At 59.1% G+C, this 18,485-nt stretch carries 17 protein-coding genes; 6 read left to right on the top strand and 11 right to left on the bottom strand.

Features of this window, described 5'->3' with window-relative positions:
- The first annotated feature begins 88 nt into the window (after positions 1 to 88).
- A complete protein-coding gene (locus tag CO671_RS23120) occupies positions 89 to 1,579 on the top strand; it encodes a PIN domain-containing protein (protein ID WP_097607876.1) in 1,491 nt (496 codons plus the stop codon).
- Between the two features lie 201 nt (positions 1,580 to 1,780).
- On the opposite strand, the gene CO671_RS23125 is transcribed toward CO671_RS23120, so the two are convergent.
- From CO671_RS23125 to CO671_RS23165, 8 genes are all read right to left on the bottom strand, one after another.
- The gene (locus CO671_RS23125; protein ID WP_097607904.1) at positions 1,781 to 2,335 is read right to left on the bottom strand and encodes a flavin reductase family protein; all 555 of its coding nucleotides are present in this window, start codon (positions 2,333 to 2,335) and stop codon (positions 1,781 to 1,783) included.
- A 92-nt stretch (positions 2,336 to 2,427) separates the two neighbouring features.
- The gene (locus CO671_RS23130) at positions 2,428 to 3,225 is read right to left on the bottom strand and encodes a GntR family transcriptional regulator (protein ID WP_097607877.1); all 798 of its coding nucleotides are present in this window, start codon (positions 3,223 to 3,225) and stop codon (positions 2,428 to 2,430) included.
- Entirely contained in the window at positions 3,222 to 3,722 is a 501-nt protein-coding gene (locus CO671_RS23135; protein ID WP_064647491.1) for a nucleoside deaminase, read from the bottom strand. Before CO671_RS23135 ends, CO671_RS23130 begins: the two co-directional genes overlap by 4 nt.
- A gap of 24 nt (positions 3,723 to 3,746) precedes the next feature.
- Positions 3,747 to 4,829 (bottom strand): ABC transporter ATP-binding protein, encoded by a 1,083-nt coding sequence (locus CO671_RS23140; RefSeq protein WP_097607878.1) that lies wholly within the window; start codon positions 4,827 to 4,829, stop codon positions 3,747 to 3,749.
- A 12-nt stretch (positions 4,830 to 4,841) separates the two neighbouring features.
- Complete coding sequence (locus tag CO671_RS23145) at positions 4,842 to 5,657, bottom strand: ABC transporter permease (RefSeq protein ID WP_097607879.1); 816 nt, start codon at positions 5,655 to 5,657, stop codon at positions 4,842 to 4,844.
- On the bottom strand, positions 5,657 to 6,583 hold the full coding sequence (locus CO671_RS23150; protein ID WP_097607880.1) for an ABC transporter permease: 927 nt from the start codon (positions 6,581 to 6,583) through the stop codon (positions 5,657 to 5,659). The genes CO671_RS23145 and CO671_RS23150 overlap by 1 nt, the downstream gene beginning before the upstream one ends.
- A gap of 29 nt (positions 6,584 to 6,612) precedes the next feature.
- Complete coding sequence (locus tag CO671_RS23155) at positions 6,613 to 7,746, bottom strand: spermidine/putrescine ABC transporter substrate-binding protein (protein WP_097607881.1); 1,134 nt, start codon at positions 7,744 to 7,746, stop codon at positions 6,613 to 6,615.
- Positions 7,747 to 8,399: 653 nt separating this feature from the next.
- Complete coding sequence (locus CO671_RS23165) at positions 8,400 to 9,347, bottom strand: DMT family transporter (protein WP_097607882.1); 948 nt, start codon at positions 9,345 to 9,347, stop codon at positions 8,400 to 8,402.
- Positions 9,348 to 9,432: 85 nt separating this feature from the next.
- On the opposite strand from CO671_RS23165, the gene CO671_RS23170 reads away from it, so the two are divergent.
- Positions 9,433 to 9,912, top strand: a complete 480-nt coding sequence (locus CO671_RS23170; RefSeq protein ID WP_097607883.1) for an Lrp/AsnC family transcriptional regulator — start codon at positions 9,433 to 9,435, stop codon at positions 9,910 to 9,912.
- Positions 9,913 to 9,978: 66 nt separating this feature from the next.
- Here the strand turns inward: CO671_RS23170 and CO671_RS23175 are convergent, their stop codons facing one another.
- The 3 genes from CO671_RS23175 to ligD form a co-directional block, all read right to left on the bottom strand.
- On the bottom strand, positions 9,979 to 10,356 hold the full coding sequence (locus CO671_RS23175; protein ID WP_097607884.1) for a VOC family protein: 378 nt from the start codon (positions 10,354 to 10,356) through the stop codon (positions 9,979 to 9,981).
- A gap of 465 nt (positions 10,357 to 10,821) precedes the next feature.
- On the bottom strand, positions 10,822 to 11,595 hold the full coding sequence (locus CO671_RS23180; protein ID WP_097607885.1) for an SOS response-associated peptidase: 774 nt from the start codon (positions 11,593 to 11,595) through the stop codon (positions 10,822 to 10,824).
- Positions 11,596 to 11,656: 61 nt separating this feature from the next.
- Complete coding sequence (gene ligD, locus CO671_RS23185) at positions 11,657 to 12,709, bottom strand: non-homologous end-joining DNA ligase (RefSeq protein ID WP_097607886.1); 1,053 nt, start codon at positions 12,707 to 12,709, stop codon at positions 11,657 to 11,659.
- Here ligD and CO671_RS23190 point away from each other — a divergent pair.
- The 4 genes from CO671_RS23190 to CO671_RS23205 all read left to right on the top strand — a co-directional run bounded on the left by CO671_RS23190 (position 12,708) and on the right by CO671_RS23205 (position 18,430).
- The gene (locus CO671_RS23190) at positions 12,708 to 12,899 is read left to right on the top strand and encodes a hypothetical protein (RefSeq protein ID WP_097607887.1); all 192 of its coding nucleotides are present in this window, start codon (positions 12,708 to 12,710) and stop codon (positions 12,897 to 12,899) included. The genes ligD and CO671_RS23190 overlap by 2 nt on opposite strands.
- A 92-nt stretch (positions 12,900 to 12,991) precedes the next feature.
- Complete coding sequence (locus CO671_RS23195) at positions 12,992 to 13,744, top strand: ImuA family protein (protein ID WP_097607888.1); 753 nt, start codon at positions 12,992 to 12,994, stop codon at positions 13,742 to 13,744.
- Complete coding sequence (locus tag CO671_RS23200) at positions 13,665 to 15,176, top strand: DNA polymerase Y family protein (protein ID WP_170965039.1); 1,512 nt, start codon at positions 13,665 to 13,667, stop codon at positions 15,174 to 15,176. The genes CO671_RS23195 and CO671_RS23200 overlap by 80 nt, the downstream gene beginning before the upstream one ends.
- Positions 15,173 to 18,430 carry an error-prone DNA polymerase gene (locus tag CO671_RS23205; RefSeq protein WP_097607889.1) on the top strand — a complete coding sequence of 1,086 codons (3,258 nt, stop codon included), beginning with the start codon at positions 15,173 to 15,175 and terminating at the stop codon, positions 18,428 to 18,430. The genes CO671_RS23200 and CO671_RS23205 overlap by 4 nt, the downstream gene beginning before the upstream one ends.
- The last annotated feature ends 55 nt before the right edge of the window (positions 18,431 to 18,485 follow it).

Genomic DNA, 18,485 nt, shown 5'->3' on the forward strand with positions numbered 1-18,485 from the left:
GTGCAAGGCGATTTATTCAAAATCCCAAGAAGGGTTCTAGTCGACCTACCCACCGTGCTTCCACGTGGATCAGGGGGTGACTCCTTTGATGGCTGATCTCCTATTGCTGCCCGACACGAACCTTTTCGTGCAGTGCAAGTCTTTATCCGAGCTCGACTGGTCAACCCTGGGAGACTACGAACACATACGCCTGATCGTCAGCAGGCCTGTTCAGGTCGAAATCGACAGGCAGAAGAACAAAGGTTCTGACCGGCTGGGTCAGCGCGCACGAAAGGCGTCGAGCCTCTTCCGTGAAATTGCAGAGTCTGAGGATAACAACATGGTGATCCGCGAGAGGAACCCGCGAGTCACGATCCTGCTAGAGAACCGCATGAAACCTGACGCCTCGTTACGGGACACCCTCGATTACTCCGAACGTGACGATCAGCTCGTCGGCATAGCTTCTTCGTATACTCAATCCTTTACACTCGCTGATGTCGCTGTACTCACCACAGATACAGGTCCAATCCTCAGCGCGAAGGCCGTCGGCGTTCGGTGGATTGCGGTTCCCTCGAGTTGGCTACTTGCGCCCGAAACGACTGACCAGGAAAAGACCATCCAGAAACTTCAGGCTCAAGTGCAGAGGCTACAGTCTCTCGGCCCGGTCGTTGATGTGTCGTTTTTCGCACCGGACGGCTCCGTGTTGGATAAGCCTCATTTCGACGTTTCCCATTACCGTCCCCTAGCCAGCGAACAGATCGAAGAGCTCATGCAGGAGCTTCAGAGTGTGTTTCCGATCGCGACCGACTTTGGACCAACCGGTCCAGTAGAGCGAAACTTTATCAACATGCCTAACCCGCCGCACTCACGGAAGGAGGTCTTTACACCAGCCAGCGCCGCCGAGAAAAAGCAGTATACGGAGCGAGACTATCCAGAATGGCTCGGCCAGGTGCGGCAGTTCTTCGAATATCTACATCTGATCTTGTCGGATTATGATGACCTGCCGCGAGTGCATGTCGGCCTTAGCAATAAGGGTAGCCAGCCCGCACGCGACGCAATGGTGGTGATCCGCGCAAGAGGTCGACTGGCAATACGCCCTCCTCTGCCCAACGAGGGCGATCCCGGCGACGACGAGGGGGCCATACACCCCCGTCGGCTCTTTGGTGGGCAACTGAAAATCCCGCCGCCCCCGCAGACGCCGGCGGGCCGTTGGGAAACCTCAGGATACATTGTCAATCGGTTGCTGGAGAAAGCTCGGACTCATCAAAGCGATACTCTAAGTGGGTTTGACTCGATCGACTGGCAGCCCACGATTTCGGCACTGGCGAGAGATGCGAACGCCTTTGACTACAAAACGGATCGGCCGCTTCAACTTGTGTCTCAATATGAGCTTGAATGCGCGCAGTGGCGCCACGGAACACCTACCGAAATCCTAATTGTTGAAGTTGACGCGCAATCCGACGTCAATGTGTCGGGCGTTCTTGAGGTGGAGGTTCACGCGGACAACCTGCCAGACGTGAAGCAAACAAAGCTTCCCATTACGCTGAACGTCACGCTCATCGACATCTTCGAAAAGGCAAGATCGCTGATGCAAGTCTAACGCGGCAGCTGGTTGCTGACGGCGCTCCACGTCGCCCGATACGTTCCGCACGTCCGAGGTAATGTCGAGCTCTAGCGAATTACCTTATATTTCAAAGATGTAGCGAAATTTGAGCACATGTCGACGGTTCGAATCCCATCAAGGCAAAGGGTCATATTTCCTTTTCTGATCCCAAGCGGAAATCACGTGTTACCCGTCCAATCAAAGCTTAGGTGTCAGCATTTCGAACCGGTCCCGAATGGTGGAGCAGGTGTCGCCGCCAAGACGGGCGACGGCATCAATTGCATCGGGATCGACCCGGAGCCGTTCATCGACCGCACCTTCGCGATAATGGGCATAGATAATCTCGCCCATGATAATCTGCCGTGACTTGCCGAGTTCAAGCGTGATGTGGCGGCGGCATTCGAACGATGCAGGAGCTTCGGCAATCCAGGGCGAAGCGACCTTCACACCCGGCATGGCCGTCAGTCCCGCCTCTTTAAGCTCGTCGATGCCGCGAGGGAACTTCGCCGCGCAGGTATGCATGGCCTCCGCGATGGCCACGGAGACGATGTTGACGGTAAAGACCTCGGTCATTCGAATATTGTGGCCGGTGTCCTTGAAGGACATGTCCGGATTGTTTTCGACACCCAGCGCCAGGATAGGCGGATCGGCCGACAGGCAATTGAAAAAGCTGAACGGTGCGGCATTGATACGGCCATCTTCATCGACGGTGGTGACGAGGGCTATCGGACGAGGAATGATCGTTCCGATCATGAGCTTGTAGCGTTCGCGGGGGTCAAGCGTGGTGAAGTCGAATGAAGTCACCCCGCTGTTTGCAGGGGCTTCAGCAATCTGTGCTGTCATTGTCAGAGACCTTTTATCCGAGCGGCATAGGGTGCCAGAAGATCGCGGATGTCGCGTTCCTGCCTTGCTTCGAGCATGGCTCTTCCTGCGACCGACGCGAGATGGTGGTCCATCAACTCGTTGGCGCGCGAGGCATCACCATTGACCAGCGCCTGGACGATTTGACGATGTTCGTCCACTCCGCAATCGGCCGAATGGGGTCGGCCATACATGGCCAGGATCAACGAGCACCGCGATACCACTTCCGTGACATATCGGATGAGAAGCTGGTTCCCGGTCATCCGCGCAAGCAGCAAATGAAACTCGCCCGCAAGCCGGATCGACTCCCGATCATCGACGCCGGAAACGCTGTGTTCCTTCTCGATGAAGCTGTTCAGCGCGTCGATCTCGCCTGGTTTCAGCTTTCCGGCAAGAAGACCAGTGACGGTGCATTCGAGGCCTCTTCGAACCATGAAGGTATCGAGAGCTTCCTCCAGCGATGGATTTGCGACGTAAGCGCCTTTGTTCGGTTTCAATTCAACCAATCCTTCCACGGCAAGGCGTCCCAGCGCCTCCCGTGCAATGGTGCGGCTGGTTCCGAACGTTTCCCCGATTGCATCTTCGGGCAGACGTGCGCCTGGCTGTAATTTCCGTTCCATGATCGCCTGGCGAAGAGCGTCCTGGACGGCTTCCGTTCGCGAGGTGGGTGCGGCTGTTCGAACTGCTGCGGTCCCGTCGTTGGCGGGCGGGCCTTTGCCCTTGGCGGTCGGGTCGTTCACCGAACGAGCCGTCCCACCGCTCTGTGCATTGCGAGTGATCATTTCCCTGCCTTCTTCATTTCCACCCAAGTATTGAGAATATCCGTGGCTTCCCTATCCATGCTTTGCGCACTGGGCATCGAGCGTTCGTTGACCAACGCACCCGCGGCTTTGCGGACCTTGTCGACATCGATGGGATGCCGTTCTTTCTTCGTCAACCCCTCGAATGCTTTCCCGGCCTGATCCATCGAGGCCGCATAAAACAGGCGTGATATGCCGGCGACCTCCATGGTTGCCACACACATGGCACAGGGTTCGCAGGAGGTGTACATATCGGCCCCGGTCAGATCGACGCATTCCAACCGACGGCAGGCATCGCGCATTGCTTCGACTTCACCATGTGATGTCGGATCGAAGTTTGCCAGGGAGTGGTTCAAACCTTCCCCGACGATTTTTCCGTTCAGAACGACGACCGCACCGAAAGGCTCGGTACCGGGTTTCGTCAGCGCCTGGCGCGACAATTCCACGGCGCGTTGCATGAAGTCTTCATTGTAGGTCATTGGGTCTCCTTCCTTGGATGTTTGTCATGCCGCTTCTGGCAGAAGCCAGGCATGCTGGGGCTGCCAGTTCAACGTCAGTTCCTTGCCCGGCGTCAGGTCGAGTGCATCGATCTCGTGCTGTTGCTTCTGGACACGGAATTCCTTGCCTTTCACGTCGAAGAAGATCGTCTGGGTTGATCCCACGAATTCGATGCCGATGACACTGCCTGTCACGCCTTCTCCCGCCGTGCCGCCTGTTGAGGACAGGCTGATGCGATCGGCTGCGATGACGAAGCTCGCCTTGTCCTGCTCGGCACTATTTGTCTTCATCGGCACCGTGAACGTCCCAAGCGGACCGTCGATCCGCACTTTGCCTTCGTCATGTCCAGACACTTTCCCGCTGACAATGTTGTTCATGCCCATGAATTCAGCCACGAAAGCGTTGGCAGGTTCGCGGTAGACGTCCTGTGGTCGGCCGATCTGCTGTATCGCCCCATCGTTCATCAGGACGATCCGGTCAGCCAGAGCGAAGGCTTCCGACTGTGCATGTGTCACGTAGACGAAGGTGATGCCGAGTTCCTTGTGGAGGCGGGAGAGTTCGGTCTGCATCCGGACCCGGAGATGGGCATCGAGCGCGCTGAGTGGCTCATCGAGCAGGAGGATCGAAGGCTGTGTCACCAGCGACCGTGCTATTGCCACGCGCTGGCGCTGCCCGCCGGACAGTTGAGCGATGTTGCGCTCAGCCATACTGCCCAGCCCGAGACGTTCGAGCCATTCCATCGCCCGTCTGCGCCGCTCCTGCTTGCCGATTTTCTTCATCCGAAGTGGAAACTCCACGTTCTCAACAACGGAGAGAAACGGAAACAGAGCCAGGCTCTGCCAGACCATCGGCGTGTCCCTCTGGAACGCCGGGATGCCGCGCATGCTTTGCCCACCGATCCGGATGTCGCCGCCGGTCGGCTGGTCCAGTCCGGCCAGGAGCCGAAGGGTCGTGGACTTGCCGCAGCCCGATGGCCCCATCAGGGCGATGAACTCGCCGCCTTGGATCTCAAGGTTGATTGCCTTCACCGCGTGGTGGGTTGCGTAGCGTTTGTCGAGGTTTTCCAAGGTCACGAATGCATTCGACATGTCTTCTGCCTTTCAAGGATTGGACGAAGCGGTCTTGCCTGCACGAACGCCTATGAAGCGTTGCGCCACAAGGACAAGAACGATGCTGATGATGAGGACGATAGTGCCGATGGCATTGATCTTCGGGTTCACCTGCCCCTGGAGAAGGTTGAGGATGCGCACCGGCAGCGTCTCGTTGACGCCGCCGACGAACCAGGCGATCAGGAACTCGTCGAAGGAGACTGCCGCTGAGAGGAAGAACGACGCGATCAGAGACGGTTTGCAAAATGGCAGGACGACCGTGAAGAGTGTTGCAAACGGTGACGCGCCGAGGTTCCAGGCGGCGGGCTCCAGGTCCCGAGAAAACTCGCCAAGGCGAAGCCGGATAATTGCCATGGCAAAGGACGTGGCGATGGCGACGTGGCAGGCGATGATGGCTTCGACGCTGCCGAACAGGCCGATGCGCGACAGGAATGCCAGCATTGCCATCCCCATGATGCTGACGGGAACGGCTGGCGGGATAGCGACGAGGAGCCCGAACAAGCTCTTTCCGCGAAACATGTAACGGTAGTCGATGTAAGCGGCAGCAAAGCCGAGAACGGTGGCGATGACCGCAGTCCCGAAGCCGACAATCAGGCTGTTGAGGAAGGCGTCGCGGATCATGCTGTCGGCGAGAACCGCCTGGTGCCATTGCAGGCTGAAACCTCCCCAAGGGATCGTCGGAAAGCGATTGGCATCGAACGAGAAAACCGCGATGACCAGCATCGGGGTTGCGATAAAGAGAGCAATTGCCCCGATCAGGCCGAATTGCAGAAAGCGCGACAGGCGGGTGATAAGCGGCTGGGACATCAATGGCCTCCCTTCCGGGTTCGGCGGTCGTGGCCGAGGAAGCCCGCTGCCAGGAATACAATCGCCAGGATAGCCAGCATGGTAACACCGATGACGGAAGCGCGCGGCCACTGCGACCCCGACTTGACGGTATCGACGATCAGGATGGAGAGTGTCGGCGGCTTGCTGCCGGTCATGAACAACGGACTGATATAATCGCCGAACGACATCAGGAAGGCCGTCGATCCCGCCAGGAAAATTGCATTGCGTATCGACGGAAGCAGGACATGCAGAATGACCTTGCTGCGGCGGCAGCCGAGGTTCTCGGACGCCTCCACCAGCGTGCGATCAACGCCGGAGAAGGCCAGAACCAGTATCAGGGTCGCTACGGGAAGGGTGAGGGTCAGCAGGCCAACCTGAAGCGAGAATTGACCACCGAGCAACGGCAAGCCCGTAAAACCTGCGGACTTGACGATGCTGTTGAATACGCCGTCGGGGCTCAAAACAATCTGCCACGCGTAGATGCGCAACATGTAGCTTGAGAAGACCGGTATGATGAGAAATGTGACCGCAAGATCGCGCATTTTCTGGGTGAGCCGGAAGGCGATGGTGTAGGCGGCGGGAAGCGCGATCACCAGCGTCAGAACAGTGCAGGTAACCGCAACTTCGCCCGTGTAGACCAAGGCCCTCTGAAAAGGGGTGGAGAACAATATTCTCGACCAGTTATCCAGCGAGAAGTCGGGCTCCAGCCGGAAAGACCTGACGCGCCAGAAAGTGACGACGATCAGGAAGATCAGCGGGGCTGCGAAGAACACGATTTGCCAAAGCAGAACCGGGAGCCCCAGAATGGCAGGCATGGTTGCAGGCGAAGCAGCGGTGCGGGCACGGAATGAACCGCGCCCGGCCCCCTTGCTAGCCTTCAGCATTGATGCATCGATGTCTGTCATCCCAGGTTCTCCAGGCTCAAGCGTTCCGATCAGAGGCTCTTGAATTCGCTCCACACGTCATTCCAGTCCTCAATGGACTGTTCCGATGGCAACTGGCGGAACTGGATTTTCTTGGCCTTGTATTCATCCATGACGTTCGGCTGATCGAGCTTCATGCGAAGGATTTCGGCATCCTTCGGCATCGTCTCGTTGAGGAGCTTCCAGCCGGCGATTGACGGGATCGACTTCTTGTTGTCGACCTTTGTCGCCATCTTGACCTGGCCCTGCGGAGAGGTGGTGTACTGGATGAACTTGCGGGCAAGGTCCTTCTTGGGCGTTCCCTTGACGATGGAAAGCGACTCCGTCCACTGCAGGCCACCTTCGTCCGGAATAATCGTGTCGACCGGGACGCCGCTGAGCCGCAGGCCAAGCGTGATCCATTCGCCGATACCCGGGACGAGCTGGGCCTGTCCGTTGGTCAGGGAAGAGAAGATGTCGGCGATGGTGTAGAAGCCAGAGGCCTGGGGCTTCAGGGTAAAGAGCTTCTCCTTGACGGCTTCGAATTTCTCTTCGGAGATATCGAACGGCGGAAGGTTGCCGTTGGAGAGGCTGATCGAGCCCATCGATGGCAGATACCAGTCGAAGAAACCGACCTTGCCCTTTGCCTTTTCGCTCCACATGGACGCGTAGGACCTAACCTCTTCCGGCTTGAAGGTATTGGTATTGTATGACAGGCCGAGATAGCCGAAATCGGTCATGACGCCGTAGAGTTTTCCGTCGAACCAATGCAGCGGGAATTTCTGAAACTCCGGCCAAAAATCCTTGATTGGATAATCGTCTGGATCAAGCGGCTCGATGAAGTCAGATGCATGCAGCAAGTGCATGTATTCTGCATCGGCCAGAACAACATCAAATGAGCCGGGAGGTGACTGATTGATGACGGCGAGCATCTGGTCACCGCCGACATATTCCTTGATCCGAACCTTTACGTTGTTCTCTTTCTCGAAATCGGCAATCAGATAAGGATCGGCATTGCCGGGCCAAGAAAGGTAGTTGAGGACATTCGGATCGTCTGCGTATGCGTTGGACCATGGATTGGAAGCAGCAAAGGCGACGCCTGCAGCGCCAGCCTTCAGGAAGCCGCGTCGGCTGATGTCGCGGGACATAAGAGATGGGATGCGCATTTTCTGTTCCCTTCAGCTTGTTTAAATCGTATGCATCAAGTGCGTGCGATTATGACTATGCAAAGGGCGTGCCAGTTTGGTGGATTTGTAGAAGCGTAATGTTTTCAGAGCGGCGCAACCCAATCGGCTTTCTGCGAGTGCTTGGGCATTGCACAAACATGGAGCGGTGAAACGGATTGTTGCTCAATTCGCATGCACATAACGCATAATATTGCATGCGATTATTATGGGCGTTGGGGCCTCGGCGGAGTCGGCGGTGCTCGTGCAACTGCTGCAGAGAGCGCTGTCAGAAATACGATAGCACCCTGCGTTGTCATTGGAGAGCGGGCGCTGATCTGATCCAGACTTGAGCGGAGGACTCACATTCCCTTCGTCTTTGCTGGAAACTGGCTCAATGAAGTGCGCGTTCTCGGCCGCTCTTTCGAGGAGTTCATCGAGGCGATCGAGCGCGGCGACGGCTGGTAGAGACTTGTTGCCGGCCGGTTCAGCTCGCGACTAATCTTGCTGATAGGTGCGAAAGAGAAACAAGACGTCACCTCCTGGTGCGAGGCGCCGGCGCCTCATATATGCCCGCTCCGAGGCGGAGCCTCCAAGCCAAGAGAATTTGGAAGGCCGCAGCGCATCTTGCCAGTCGCGAGCGAGTGTCGCAGAAGTCAAACTTGCGCGGCTGACTTTTGCGACAAACTGGACGGCGCACGCGGCTTGCTGAAAACTGCGATGGCGGAGCAGACGCCGGCGACCTGCATGGTCGCTCCGATCGCCTCGGCGGGAAATGGGGGCCGGCCCTCGAACATGAATCCATAGGCCAGGCCAAACACCGTTTCGGCAACGATGAGCTGAGCCGCGAGGGCCAGCGGCAAGCGACGGGAAGCGACGACCCAGCACCAGGTCGCGAACCAGGAGCCGGCCAGTCCCATCACCAGCGCCCATACGACAAAGCGAGTGGCTTCTGAACTGGAAGCGGTATCTGCGAGGTCGAACGAGGCCAAGGGCAACAGGAGAAGGCTTCCGATTGCCGCGCCGATGCCTTGCAGTCCTGTCCATTGCAGACCGTTCGGCGCGGTCGCTGACCGCATGACAGCCGCATTCGCCAGACCATAAGCAATCCAGATCGCCAGTGCAGCTGAGCTGGCGAGAACGCCGAGCAAAATTGACTCTGTATCCGCAACGTCGGCCGCGCTGAGCGTCGCGGCGTTCACGATCGCCACGCCGATCGCGATCAGTGCCAAGGGCAGCGCGAGAGCTTTCCATGGTGCGGAGCGGTCCCTGATGTTGGCGATGATCGCCAGGAACACCGGCATGGTGCCGATGATGACAGGCGGCACGGCAGCCCCGGCGAGCTGGACGGCAAAGGCCACGCTGATGAAATACCCGACATATCCTGCGCCGCCGAGCAACAGGCCGATCAGAAGTCTCGGGCGAGCAATGCCGACGGGCCGGAACCGTCGATCAGCCATGAGCATCAGGCAGGCCAGGCCGAAGATGCAATAGCGGGCAATCGTCAAATCCCAGGCCGTGAATGGCGTGACGGCGCGCGGGGCGACGAAGGTGAGGCCCCAAAGGGCGCAGGTGGTGAGGCCAGCGATGATGCCGAGCAGCATGATGTTCTCCTGTTGGAGTCATCATGCAACGCGATCCATCCGATTTATATGGAGTAGCACGGGCAATTCCTGTAGTTTTCCTGTTATGTCGAAGGCAAAAACCCCTCAGAACCTTCAAATTGCGAAATCAACGTTGGACGCGACGGACGCCCGGATTCTTGGTGCACTCGATTTCGATGCGCGCTTGTCGATGAGCGAGCTTGCCCGCCTTGTCGGCATGTCCGCACCCAGCGTGTCGGAGCGTGTTCGCCGGCTTGAAGCCGGCGGCGTCATCCGAGGCTTCACCGTCGATGTGGACACGCGCGCCATCGGCTACCAGATCAGGGCGATGGTGCGCATCCGGCCGCTCCCCGGCAAACTCCACCTCGTCGAACGGCTCATTCAGGAGCGGCCGGAGTTTGTTGAATGCGACAAGATCACCGGCGATGATCCCTTCCTTGCTCGCCTCGTGGTCCATACGATCGAGCAGATGGACGACGTCCTCGAAGCGCTCTCGGAACATGCCGTCACCAGCACCGCCGTTATCAAGGGGACGTCCGTCAAACGACGCTTGCCGCCGCTGTAGCAAAAATCAGGATTTCTGCGAAAGCCGGGCAGACGTCATTCATCCGCCCGGCTTCGGGGATCGGCCTTAGATCACCTGGCCTACATCGATACGATTTCCGTCAGGGTCCTCGAATACAAATGCTCGCAGGCCGTAGTCCTTATCCTGAAGGCTTTTGATTATCCTTGCCCCATGTCGCTGGCAAATAGCGTGCAGAGCATCAATGTCATCTACCATCAGGTGCGCAACATTGAAATCCGCAGCTTTGTGGGCCGGCTGCAACGTCAGGTGCAATTCAGCCTGATCGCGTTTCAGGATCATGAAACCGACCGGATTGCCGTTCTCGAAAATCTTCTGGAAGCCGAGAATCTTGGTATAAAAATCATGGGACTTGCCCATATCCCTGACGGGAAGCGTGGCAGCAATTCGCCCAAAACGGACAGCGTGACCGGTGATATCGTTCATCGCAGAGCCTCTGATTGCAAAGTCGCGATCCCATCTCCAGACGGTGCTGGTCGATTTGGTGCGCTTTGTTGTTTGAATCAGCAGGGCGGTGCCTACAAAGGCTATTTACCTTGCGTCGGTCTCTAGCGGAATAGGGAATGTTTCGCAGAACAGCGAAAGCCGCGTCTTGACCGTAATGGTCGAAAAATAAGCACAGGATTTATATTGCATTGCAACATGCGCATGGCTGCCCTGCGATCTGAACGCTCGCGATCGGGGCAGCCTCTGGTATGTTGGAGTCATCGAAGCAATGCACCTCCTCCCGCAGAGCTTCGTGTTTCAGGCCACCCACTCCTCCTCCCAGGGGAGCCTGACGGAACAGCGGCACTCATCCTCCCAGCCGTTGTTCAATTCTTTGAAAAAGCCTGCCGCACCTCCTCCCGCGGCAGGCTTTTTCGTTTTCGATACAAGCCCGGAATTCAGGCGTCAAAGCAGACTGCCCTGTTCCACCAGCTCTCCGGATTTCGAAACGATCGTGGATCCGTACGGTTCGCGGGACGAGATGATCAGCGCGTCATTTGGTAAGGGGCGGGCCAGTTCCTTGGCCTCTTCCCATGGCGCCCGCATCCAGACGACCGTCTCTTCCTTCGTCAGCAAAAGGACGGGCATCGCTTTTCCATGGATTGGCTTCACCAGGTCGTTGGGATCGGTGGTCAAAAACCCGTAGAGGTCGTCCGTCGTCAGGCCGTCCCTGACCTTTCGGACACTCTGCCATTGCGGTACATGGATGCCGGCAAAGAACATCAGCGGTTTGGTTGCGTCACGGGCAAACCAGGCATTCGGTACGTTGCCGCCTTCCTCCTGGCTCGCCGGATCCGGCTCGGCGAAACTGGTGACCGGGACGAGGCATCTGTTTTCGACACCGAACCACCGCTTCCAATGCGGAAAATTGAGCTTGCGCACGTTGGTCGTGCCGCGGTCGGCCTCCATGCGGATCAGTTCTTCCAGATCGAATGGCTTGCCCTTGGCCGCAAGTTTCTCGGCCTTGGCTTTGGCCGCCTTCTCGAGCGCGAAGCGCGGCGAGGGGAGTCCCCAGCGCGCATGGACCAGTTGTTTCTTCCCGTCGGCCGTATTGCGGACGATCGGCCCCATCTGATCGGGGTTCATCTGGTAGGCCGGCATCAGGTTGATCAGGCTTTCGGCGTCCTGGGCCCATTTCGCGACCCAGTCCTTGTCTTCCATGCGATAAAGGTTGCACATGCTGGATATCTACTCCGCCGCGATCGAATGGATGACAATCTAGCGGATGGCGCTGATTTCGCTAGTCGAGCCGGAAGACGTCGGCATTGTCCTGCCGTTCGCGCAAGCCCTTGTAGGATGGATGACGTAGTTTGCCGTCTGTCGTCCAGGCACGAAACTCGATCTCGGCGATCAGGGTCGGTTCGACCCAGACAATATCGGCACTTCCGGAATAGGGCAGGGGCGGCCGCTTTCGCTTCCAGCGCAGCTTGTCGAACATCTTCCGCAACCTGATGACCTCGGCTTGACTGAAGCCCGTGCCGACACTCCCGACGTGGACGAGATCGGCTCCGCGATAGGCAGCAAGCACCAACGAGCCGAAGCCGGCAGGGGACGCCGCTGACTTCTCATAGCCGACGATGAAGAAAGCTTCGCTCTGGATGCATTTGATCTTAACCCAATCCCCGGTTCGGCCGGAACGATAGGGGCGATCGAGGTTCTTGCCGACGATGCCTTCGAGGCCGAGGCGGCAGACATGCTCGAGCAGGACGGCTGGCTCAGTGTCGAATGTTTCCGACAGCCTGATAGCGCCGACTTTGCCGTTCAACGTATCATCGAGGAGATGCCGGCGCGAACGGTATTCGACACCACGCAGATCGTGTCCGTCGAAATAGATGAGATCGAAGGCGTAGAAGATGGCGTCAGAGGCCCGGTTACCGGCTTGTCTGCCGGATGCGCCGAGCGATTGCTGCAGCAGCCCGAAATCCGGCCGGCCCTCGGGGTCAAGAACCACGGCCTCGCCCTCGATGATCATCGTCGCCGGCCCAAGCGCTCGGGCGGCCTCTACGATCGCCGGAAACCGGTGCGTCCAGTCATGGCCGCCGCGGGTGAGAATCCTTATCCCTTGAGGCCCGATGTGAACAGCGAGGCGATAGCCGTCCCATTTCAGCTCCCAGCTCCACTCGTCTCCCTGTGGGGGACGGGACTTCAGTTGCGCCAGCGCAGGCTCGACGCGGTCTGGCATGGGATCGAAAGGCAACTGTGGTTGAGCCGGATCGCGCTTCTTGCGCGGCTTTGAGCGGATCGGAGCCTCGGTATCACGAAGGAGGGGTTTTGGTCTCGGAGGCTTCGTCATGCCGACAGTTCAGCAGAAAAATCTTAAAGACACTGTGACGACGCCGACTTGTCCCCGCAATTCACACAAAGGGATTAGCGCTCGCAACCGCTCGGAAAAAAATCCGCAGGGCGCTATAGGGCTGATTCCTTTCGATATTCTGCTGATTCCTAATGTTCAGGATAATATTCCCATCCCTCCGGTTGCTTGACTCTACCGTTGTTCTGGAACAGATAGAGAACATCCGCATTTTGATCGACATGATGTCGGCCGCCAACACGACCTTGAAGGGAGCCGTGAACGATGACTGCTGCCCGCGAACGGGTGATTTCCGATCTGCGCGAGCGCATCGCTTCGCTGGAGGGCGTGTCAGCCAGAAAGGTTGGCTGTCTGTCCTTTGGGGTGCCGGAGATCGATGCGGTCCTGCCCGGCGGTGGCCTTGCCTATGGCGCCCTGCACGAATTCGCCGGCGGCGGGTCGGGCACGGTGGATGGCGCGGCGGCAGCCCTGTGTGCAGCGGGGATCGCAGCGCGGACAACAGGCCCGATCGTCTGGTGCCTGACGCGTCCCGATCTCTTCTTTCCGGCACTTGCTGAGGTCGGCCTGCATGCCGACCGGGTGATCTTCGTCGAGTCCGACAAGGAAGAGGACGTGCTTGCCAATATGGAGGAGGGGCTTTCCTTCGGTGGGCTCGGCGCCGTCGTCGGTGAACTCGTTCGCCTGCCGATGGTCAGCTCGCGCCGGCTGCAGCTGGCGGCCGAGCGGACGGGGACAATGGCGCTCGCGGTCCGGCGCTGGCGCAGGCAGACGGAGGCGAATGATTTCGGGCAGCCGACGGCGTCGACCACAAGGTGGCGGGTCAGCGTCATGCCGTCGGAGGAATTGCCAGTGCCGGGTGTGGGGAGGGCCCAATGGTTGCTGGAACTGATGCGCGTGAAAGCGGGTGAATGTGCTGAGTTTCTCGTGAGGGCGTGCGATGACAAGGGTCGTCTCGATCTATCTTCCGGATCTGCCGACGGATCGTATTCGTCGCGCCGATCCATCCATTCCGCCTGAACAGGCGATCGCCGTGATCGCCAGGAGCGGCTCGAAACGCTGGGTATCGGCGGCCGACGCCGCCGCCCGAAAAGCCGGTGTGCATGTCGGCATGCCGGCGGCGAAAGCACAGGCGCTGTTCCGCGGCCTGATGCTGGTCGATGCGGATCCTGTAAAGGATGCCGCAGCACTCGAACGCATTACCCTTTGGGCGCTGACGCTCTATTCGCCGATCGTCGCGGTCGATGGGATCGATGGCATTGTCATGGATACCGAAGGCGCCGATCACCTGCAAGGCGGCGAACTGCCGATGGTGACGAAGATCGCCAACCAGTTCCTGGCCAGAAAGCTCACGCCCCGCGTTGCTGTCGCCGACACCTGGGGTGCTGCTCATGCCTGCGCGCGTGCCATCAGCCGTGAGACGATCATCGTCCCGATCGGTGAGACCGTGCGCGCCGTCGAGAAACTGCCGATATCGCTGCTGCGCCTTCCGGGGACGGTCGCCAGCGACCTTCGCATGCTCGGCTTCCGGACGATCGGCGAGCTGGCCCACACGCCGCGCGCGCCACTGACGCTTCGTTTCGGTCCGGAGATCGGCCGGCGGCTGGACCAGATGTTCGGCCGCTTGTCCGAACCGATCGATCCGATCCGCACCGCCGAGCTCGTCGGGGTCAGCCGCGCCTTTGCCGAAGCGATCGGTGCTGCCGAAACGATCAACAAATATGTCGGCCGCCTGGTCGTGCAACTGATGGAGGAACTGCAAAAGCGCGGCCTTGGCGTTCGCCGCGCAGATCTGATCGTCGAGAAGGTCGACGGAACGCGGCAGGCGATCCGCGCCGGCACGGTGAAGCCGGTGCGCGATGTTGCCTGGCTGACGAAGCTGTTTCGAGATCGGACGGAAAGGATCGAGCCCGGCTTCGGGATCGAGAAGCTCACCCTGGTCGCTGTGATGACCGAGCCGCTGGAGGAGCGCCAGAAATCCTCGTCACTGGTCGAGGACGATGTAAAGGACGTCACACCGCTGATCGATATCTACGGCAACCGTGGCCAGCGTGTTTATCGGGTGGCGCCCGTTGCCTCCGATGTACCCGAACGTTCCGTCCAGCGGATCAGCCCCGTCGCTGAGCCGATGGGCATTGCCTGGGTCAGCCATTGGCGCCGGCCGGTCCGGTTGCTGGCGCGTCCGGAACTGATCGAGGCCATCGCCTTGCTGCCGGACCGCCCGCCGGTCTCGATCACCTGGCGTGGCAAGCGCCGCAAGGTCAAGCGGGCCGATGGCCCTGAGCGGATTTTTGGCGAGTGGTGGCAGCGCGATGCCGAGATGGAGGCGGTGCGCGATTACTTCGTCATCGAGGACGAGGCCGGCGAGCGTCTCTGGGTGTTTCGCTCCGGTGACGGCATCGATCCCGAAACCGGAAGCCATCGCTGGTTCATGCACGGGATCTTCGCATGAGCTATGCCGAGCTGCAGGTCACGACCCATTTTTCCTTCCTACGCGGAGCAAGCTCGGCGCAGGAACTCTTCGAAACTGCCAAGGCTCTCGGCATCGAAGCCCTCGGCGTTGTCGACCGCAATTCGCTGGCCGGGATTGTGCGGGCGCTTGAAGCATCCCGCGCCACGGGATTACGCCTCGTTATCGGTTGCCGGCTCGATCTGGCCGATGGCATGTCCATGCTGGTCTACCCGACAGATCGCGCTACCTACTCCAGGCTCACGCGGCTGATTACGCTCGGCAAGTCGCGCGGCGGCAAGAACAACTGTGTCCTGCACTGGGACGACGTTGTCGCCTATGCCGAAGGCATGATCGGCATCCTGGTGCCGGATCTGCCGGATGACGCCTGCGCGGTGCAGCTGCGCAAGATGGCCGAGGTGTTTGGCGATCGCGCTTATGTCTCGCTTTGTCTGCGGCGTCGGCAGAACGACCAGCTGCGGCTGCATGAGATCTCCAATCTGGCGGCGCGCTTCAAGGTGAAGACGGTCGTCACCAATGATGTCCTCTTCCATGAGCCGGGCCGTCGGCAGTTGCAGGACATCGTGACCTGCATCCGCACCCACACGACAATCGACGACGTCGGTTTCGAGCGCGAGCGCCATGCCGATCGATACCTGAAGCCGCCGGAAGAAATGGAGCGGCTGTTTCCGCGCTACCGGGAGGCGCTCGCACGGACAATGGAGATCGTCCACCGCTGCAAATTCTCCCTCGAGGAACTCACCTATCAATATCCGGAGGAGGCGATCGTGCCGGGCAAGGACGCCCAGGCTTCGCTGGAGCATTATGTCTGGCAATGCGTGCCCGATTGCTATCCTGAGGGACTACCGCCCGATGTGTTGAAGGTCGTGCGGCACGAGCTTGATCTCATCCGTACCATGAAATACGCGCCCTATTTTCTCACCGTCTTCTCGATCGTGCGCTATGCGCGCTCCCAAGGCATTCTCTGCCAGGGCAGGGGTTCTGCGGCCAATAGTGCCGTCTGCTATATTCTTGGCATCACCAGCATTGACCCCTCGACCAACGATCTTCTGTTCGAACGTTTTGTCAGCCAGGAACGCGACGAGCCGCCGGATATCGATGTCGACTTCGAGCACGAGCGGCGCGAGGAGGTCATTCAATGGATCTATCAGACCTACAGCCGAGAAAAGGCAGCACTCTGTGCGACCGTCACCCGCTACCGCGCCCGCGGCGCGATCCGCGATGTCGGCAAGGCGCTCGGCCTGCCGGAGGACGTGATCAAGGCCTTGTCGTCGGGCATGTGGTCCTGGTCGGAGGAGGTTTGTGATCGCAACGTCCGCGAACTCAATCTCAATCCCGACGATCGCCGTCTTGTGCTGACCCTGAAACTGGCGCAGCAACTGATTTGCGCGCCGCGCCATCTCGGACAGCATCCGGGCGGTTTTGTCCTCACCCACGATCGGCTCGATGATCTGGTGCCGATCGAGCCGGCGACGATGAAGGACCGGCAGATCATCGAATGGGACAAGGACGATGTTGAAGCGCTGAAGTTCATGAAGGTCGATGTGCTGGCGCTCGGCATGCTGACTTGTATGGCGAAAGCGTTCGATCTCATCCGCGATCATAAGGACGATGATCTCGATCTGGCGAAAATCCCGCAGGAGGATCCGGCCACTTATGCGATGATCCGCAGAGCAGACACGCTCGGCACCTTTCAGATCGAAAGCCGCGCGCAGATGGCAATGCTCCCGCGTCTAAAACCCCGTACCTTTTACGATCTCGTCGTGCAGGTTGCGATCGTCCGGCCCGGACCGATCCAAGGCGACATGGTGCATCCCTATCTGCGGAGGCGTGAGGGGAAGGAACCGGTCGAATATCCGACGCCGGAACTTGAGGCGGTGCTTGGCAAGACGCTCGGCGTGCCATTGTTCCAGGAGAGCGCCATGCGGGTGGCGATGGTCTGCGCCGGTTTTACTGGTGGCGAGGCCGACCAGCTGCGCAAGTCGATGGCGACCTTCAAGTTCACCGGAGGGGTCTCACGCTTCAAGGAAAAACTCGTCTCCGGCATGGTCAAGAACGGCTACTCACCCGAGTTCGCCGAAAAGACCTTCTCCCAGCTCGAAGGTTTTGGCTCCTACGGCTTTCCTGAAAGTCACGCAGCATCTTTCGCGCTGATCGCCTATGCATCGAACTACATCAAATGCCATTATCCGGATGTCTTTTGTGCCGCCCTTCTCAACAGTCAGCCGATGGGTTTTTATGCTCCAGCCCAGATCGTCGGTGATGCGATCAAGCATGGCGTCGAGGTGCGACCTGTGTGCGTCAACCGCTCGCGCTGGGACTGCACGCTGGAAAAGATCGGTAGCACCGATCGGCATGCTGTCCGGCTTGGATTTCGGCAGGTGAAGGGACTGGCTGTCGCTGACGCAGCGCGGATCGTGACGGCACGCATGAATAGTCCTTTCTTATCCGTCGATGACATGTGGCGCCGGTCCAGCGTGCCGACGGAGGCGCTTGTCCAGCTTGCCAAGGCGGATGCGTTTCTGCCGTCGCTGAAGCTTGAGCGACGGGATGCGCTCTGGGCGATCAAGGCGCTGCGCGACGAACCGCTGCCCTTGTTTGCAGCCGCGGCCGACCGGGAAATGGCTGCGATCGCCGAGCAGCAGGAGCCGGAGGTCGCGCTTCGACAGATGACGGACGGCCATAACGTCATCGAAGATTATAGCCATACCGGGCTGACACTACGGCAGCATCCGATCGCCTTCCTGCGCAATGATCTCTCGGCGCGCAATATCATAACCTGTGCCGAGGCGATGAATTCGCGAGATGGACGATGGGTCTACACCGCTGGGCTTGTCCTGGTGCGGCAAAAGCCGGGATCGGCCAAGGGTGTCATGTTTATCACCATCGAAGACGAGACCGGGCCGGCCAACCTCGTCGTCTGGCCGACACTCTTTGAAAAACGCCGCCGGGTCGTCCTCGGATCCTCGATGATGGCAATCAATGGCCGGATCCAGAGGGAAGGTGAGGTCGTCCATCTTGTTGCCCAGCAGCTGTTCGACCTGTCTGGCGACCTGGTGGGCCTTGCAGATCGTGATCAAGAGTTCAAACTGCCGACGGGGCGGGGTGATGAGTTTGCCCATGGTGGTGGTCCAGATCCACGGGATAAGCCGAAGCCGGTTGTAAGCCCGCGCGACATATTCGTGCCTGACCTTCATATCGATACGCTGAAGGTGAAGAGCAGGAATTTTCATTGATACATGGGACGGAATAACGGGCGTAGGTCCGTATTGGTTCAAGGCGCCCGAGCAT

This window comes from Rhizobium sp. M10 (assembly GCF_002531955.1).
Taxonomy (GTDB): domain Bacteria; phylum Pseudomonadota; class Alphaproteobacteria; order Rhizobiales; family Rhizobiaceae; genus Rhizobium; species Rhizobium etli_C.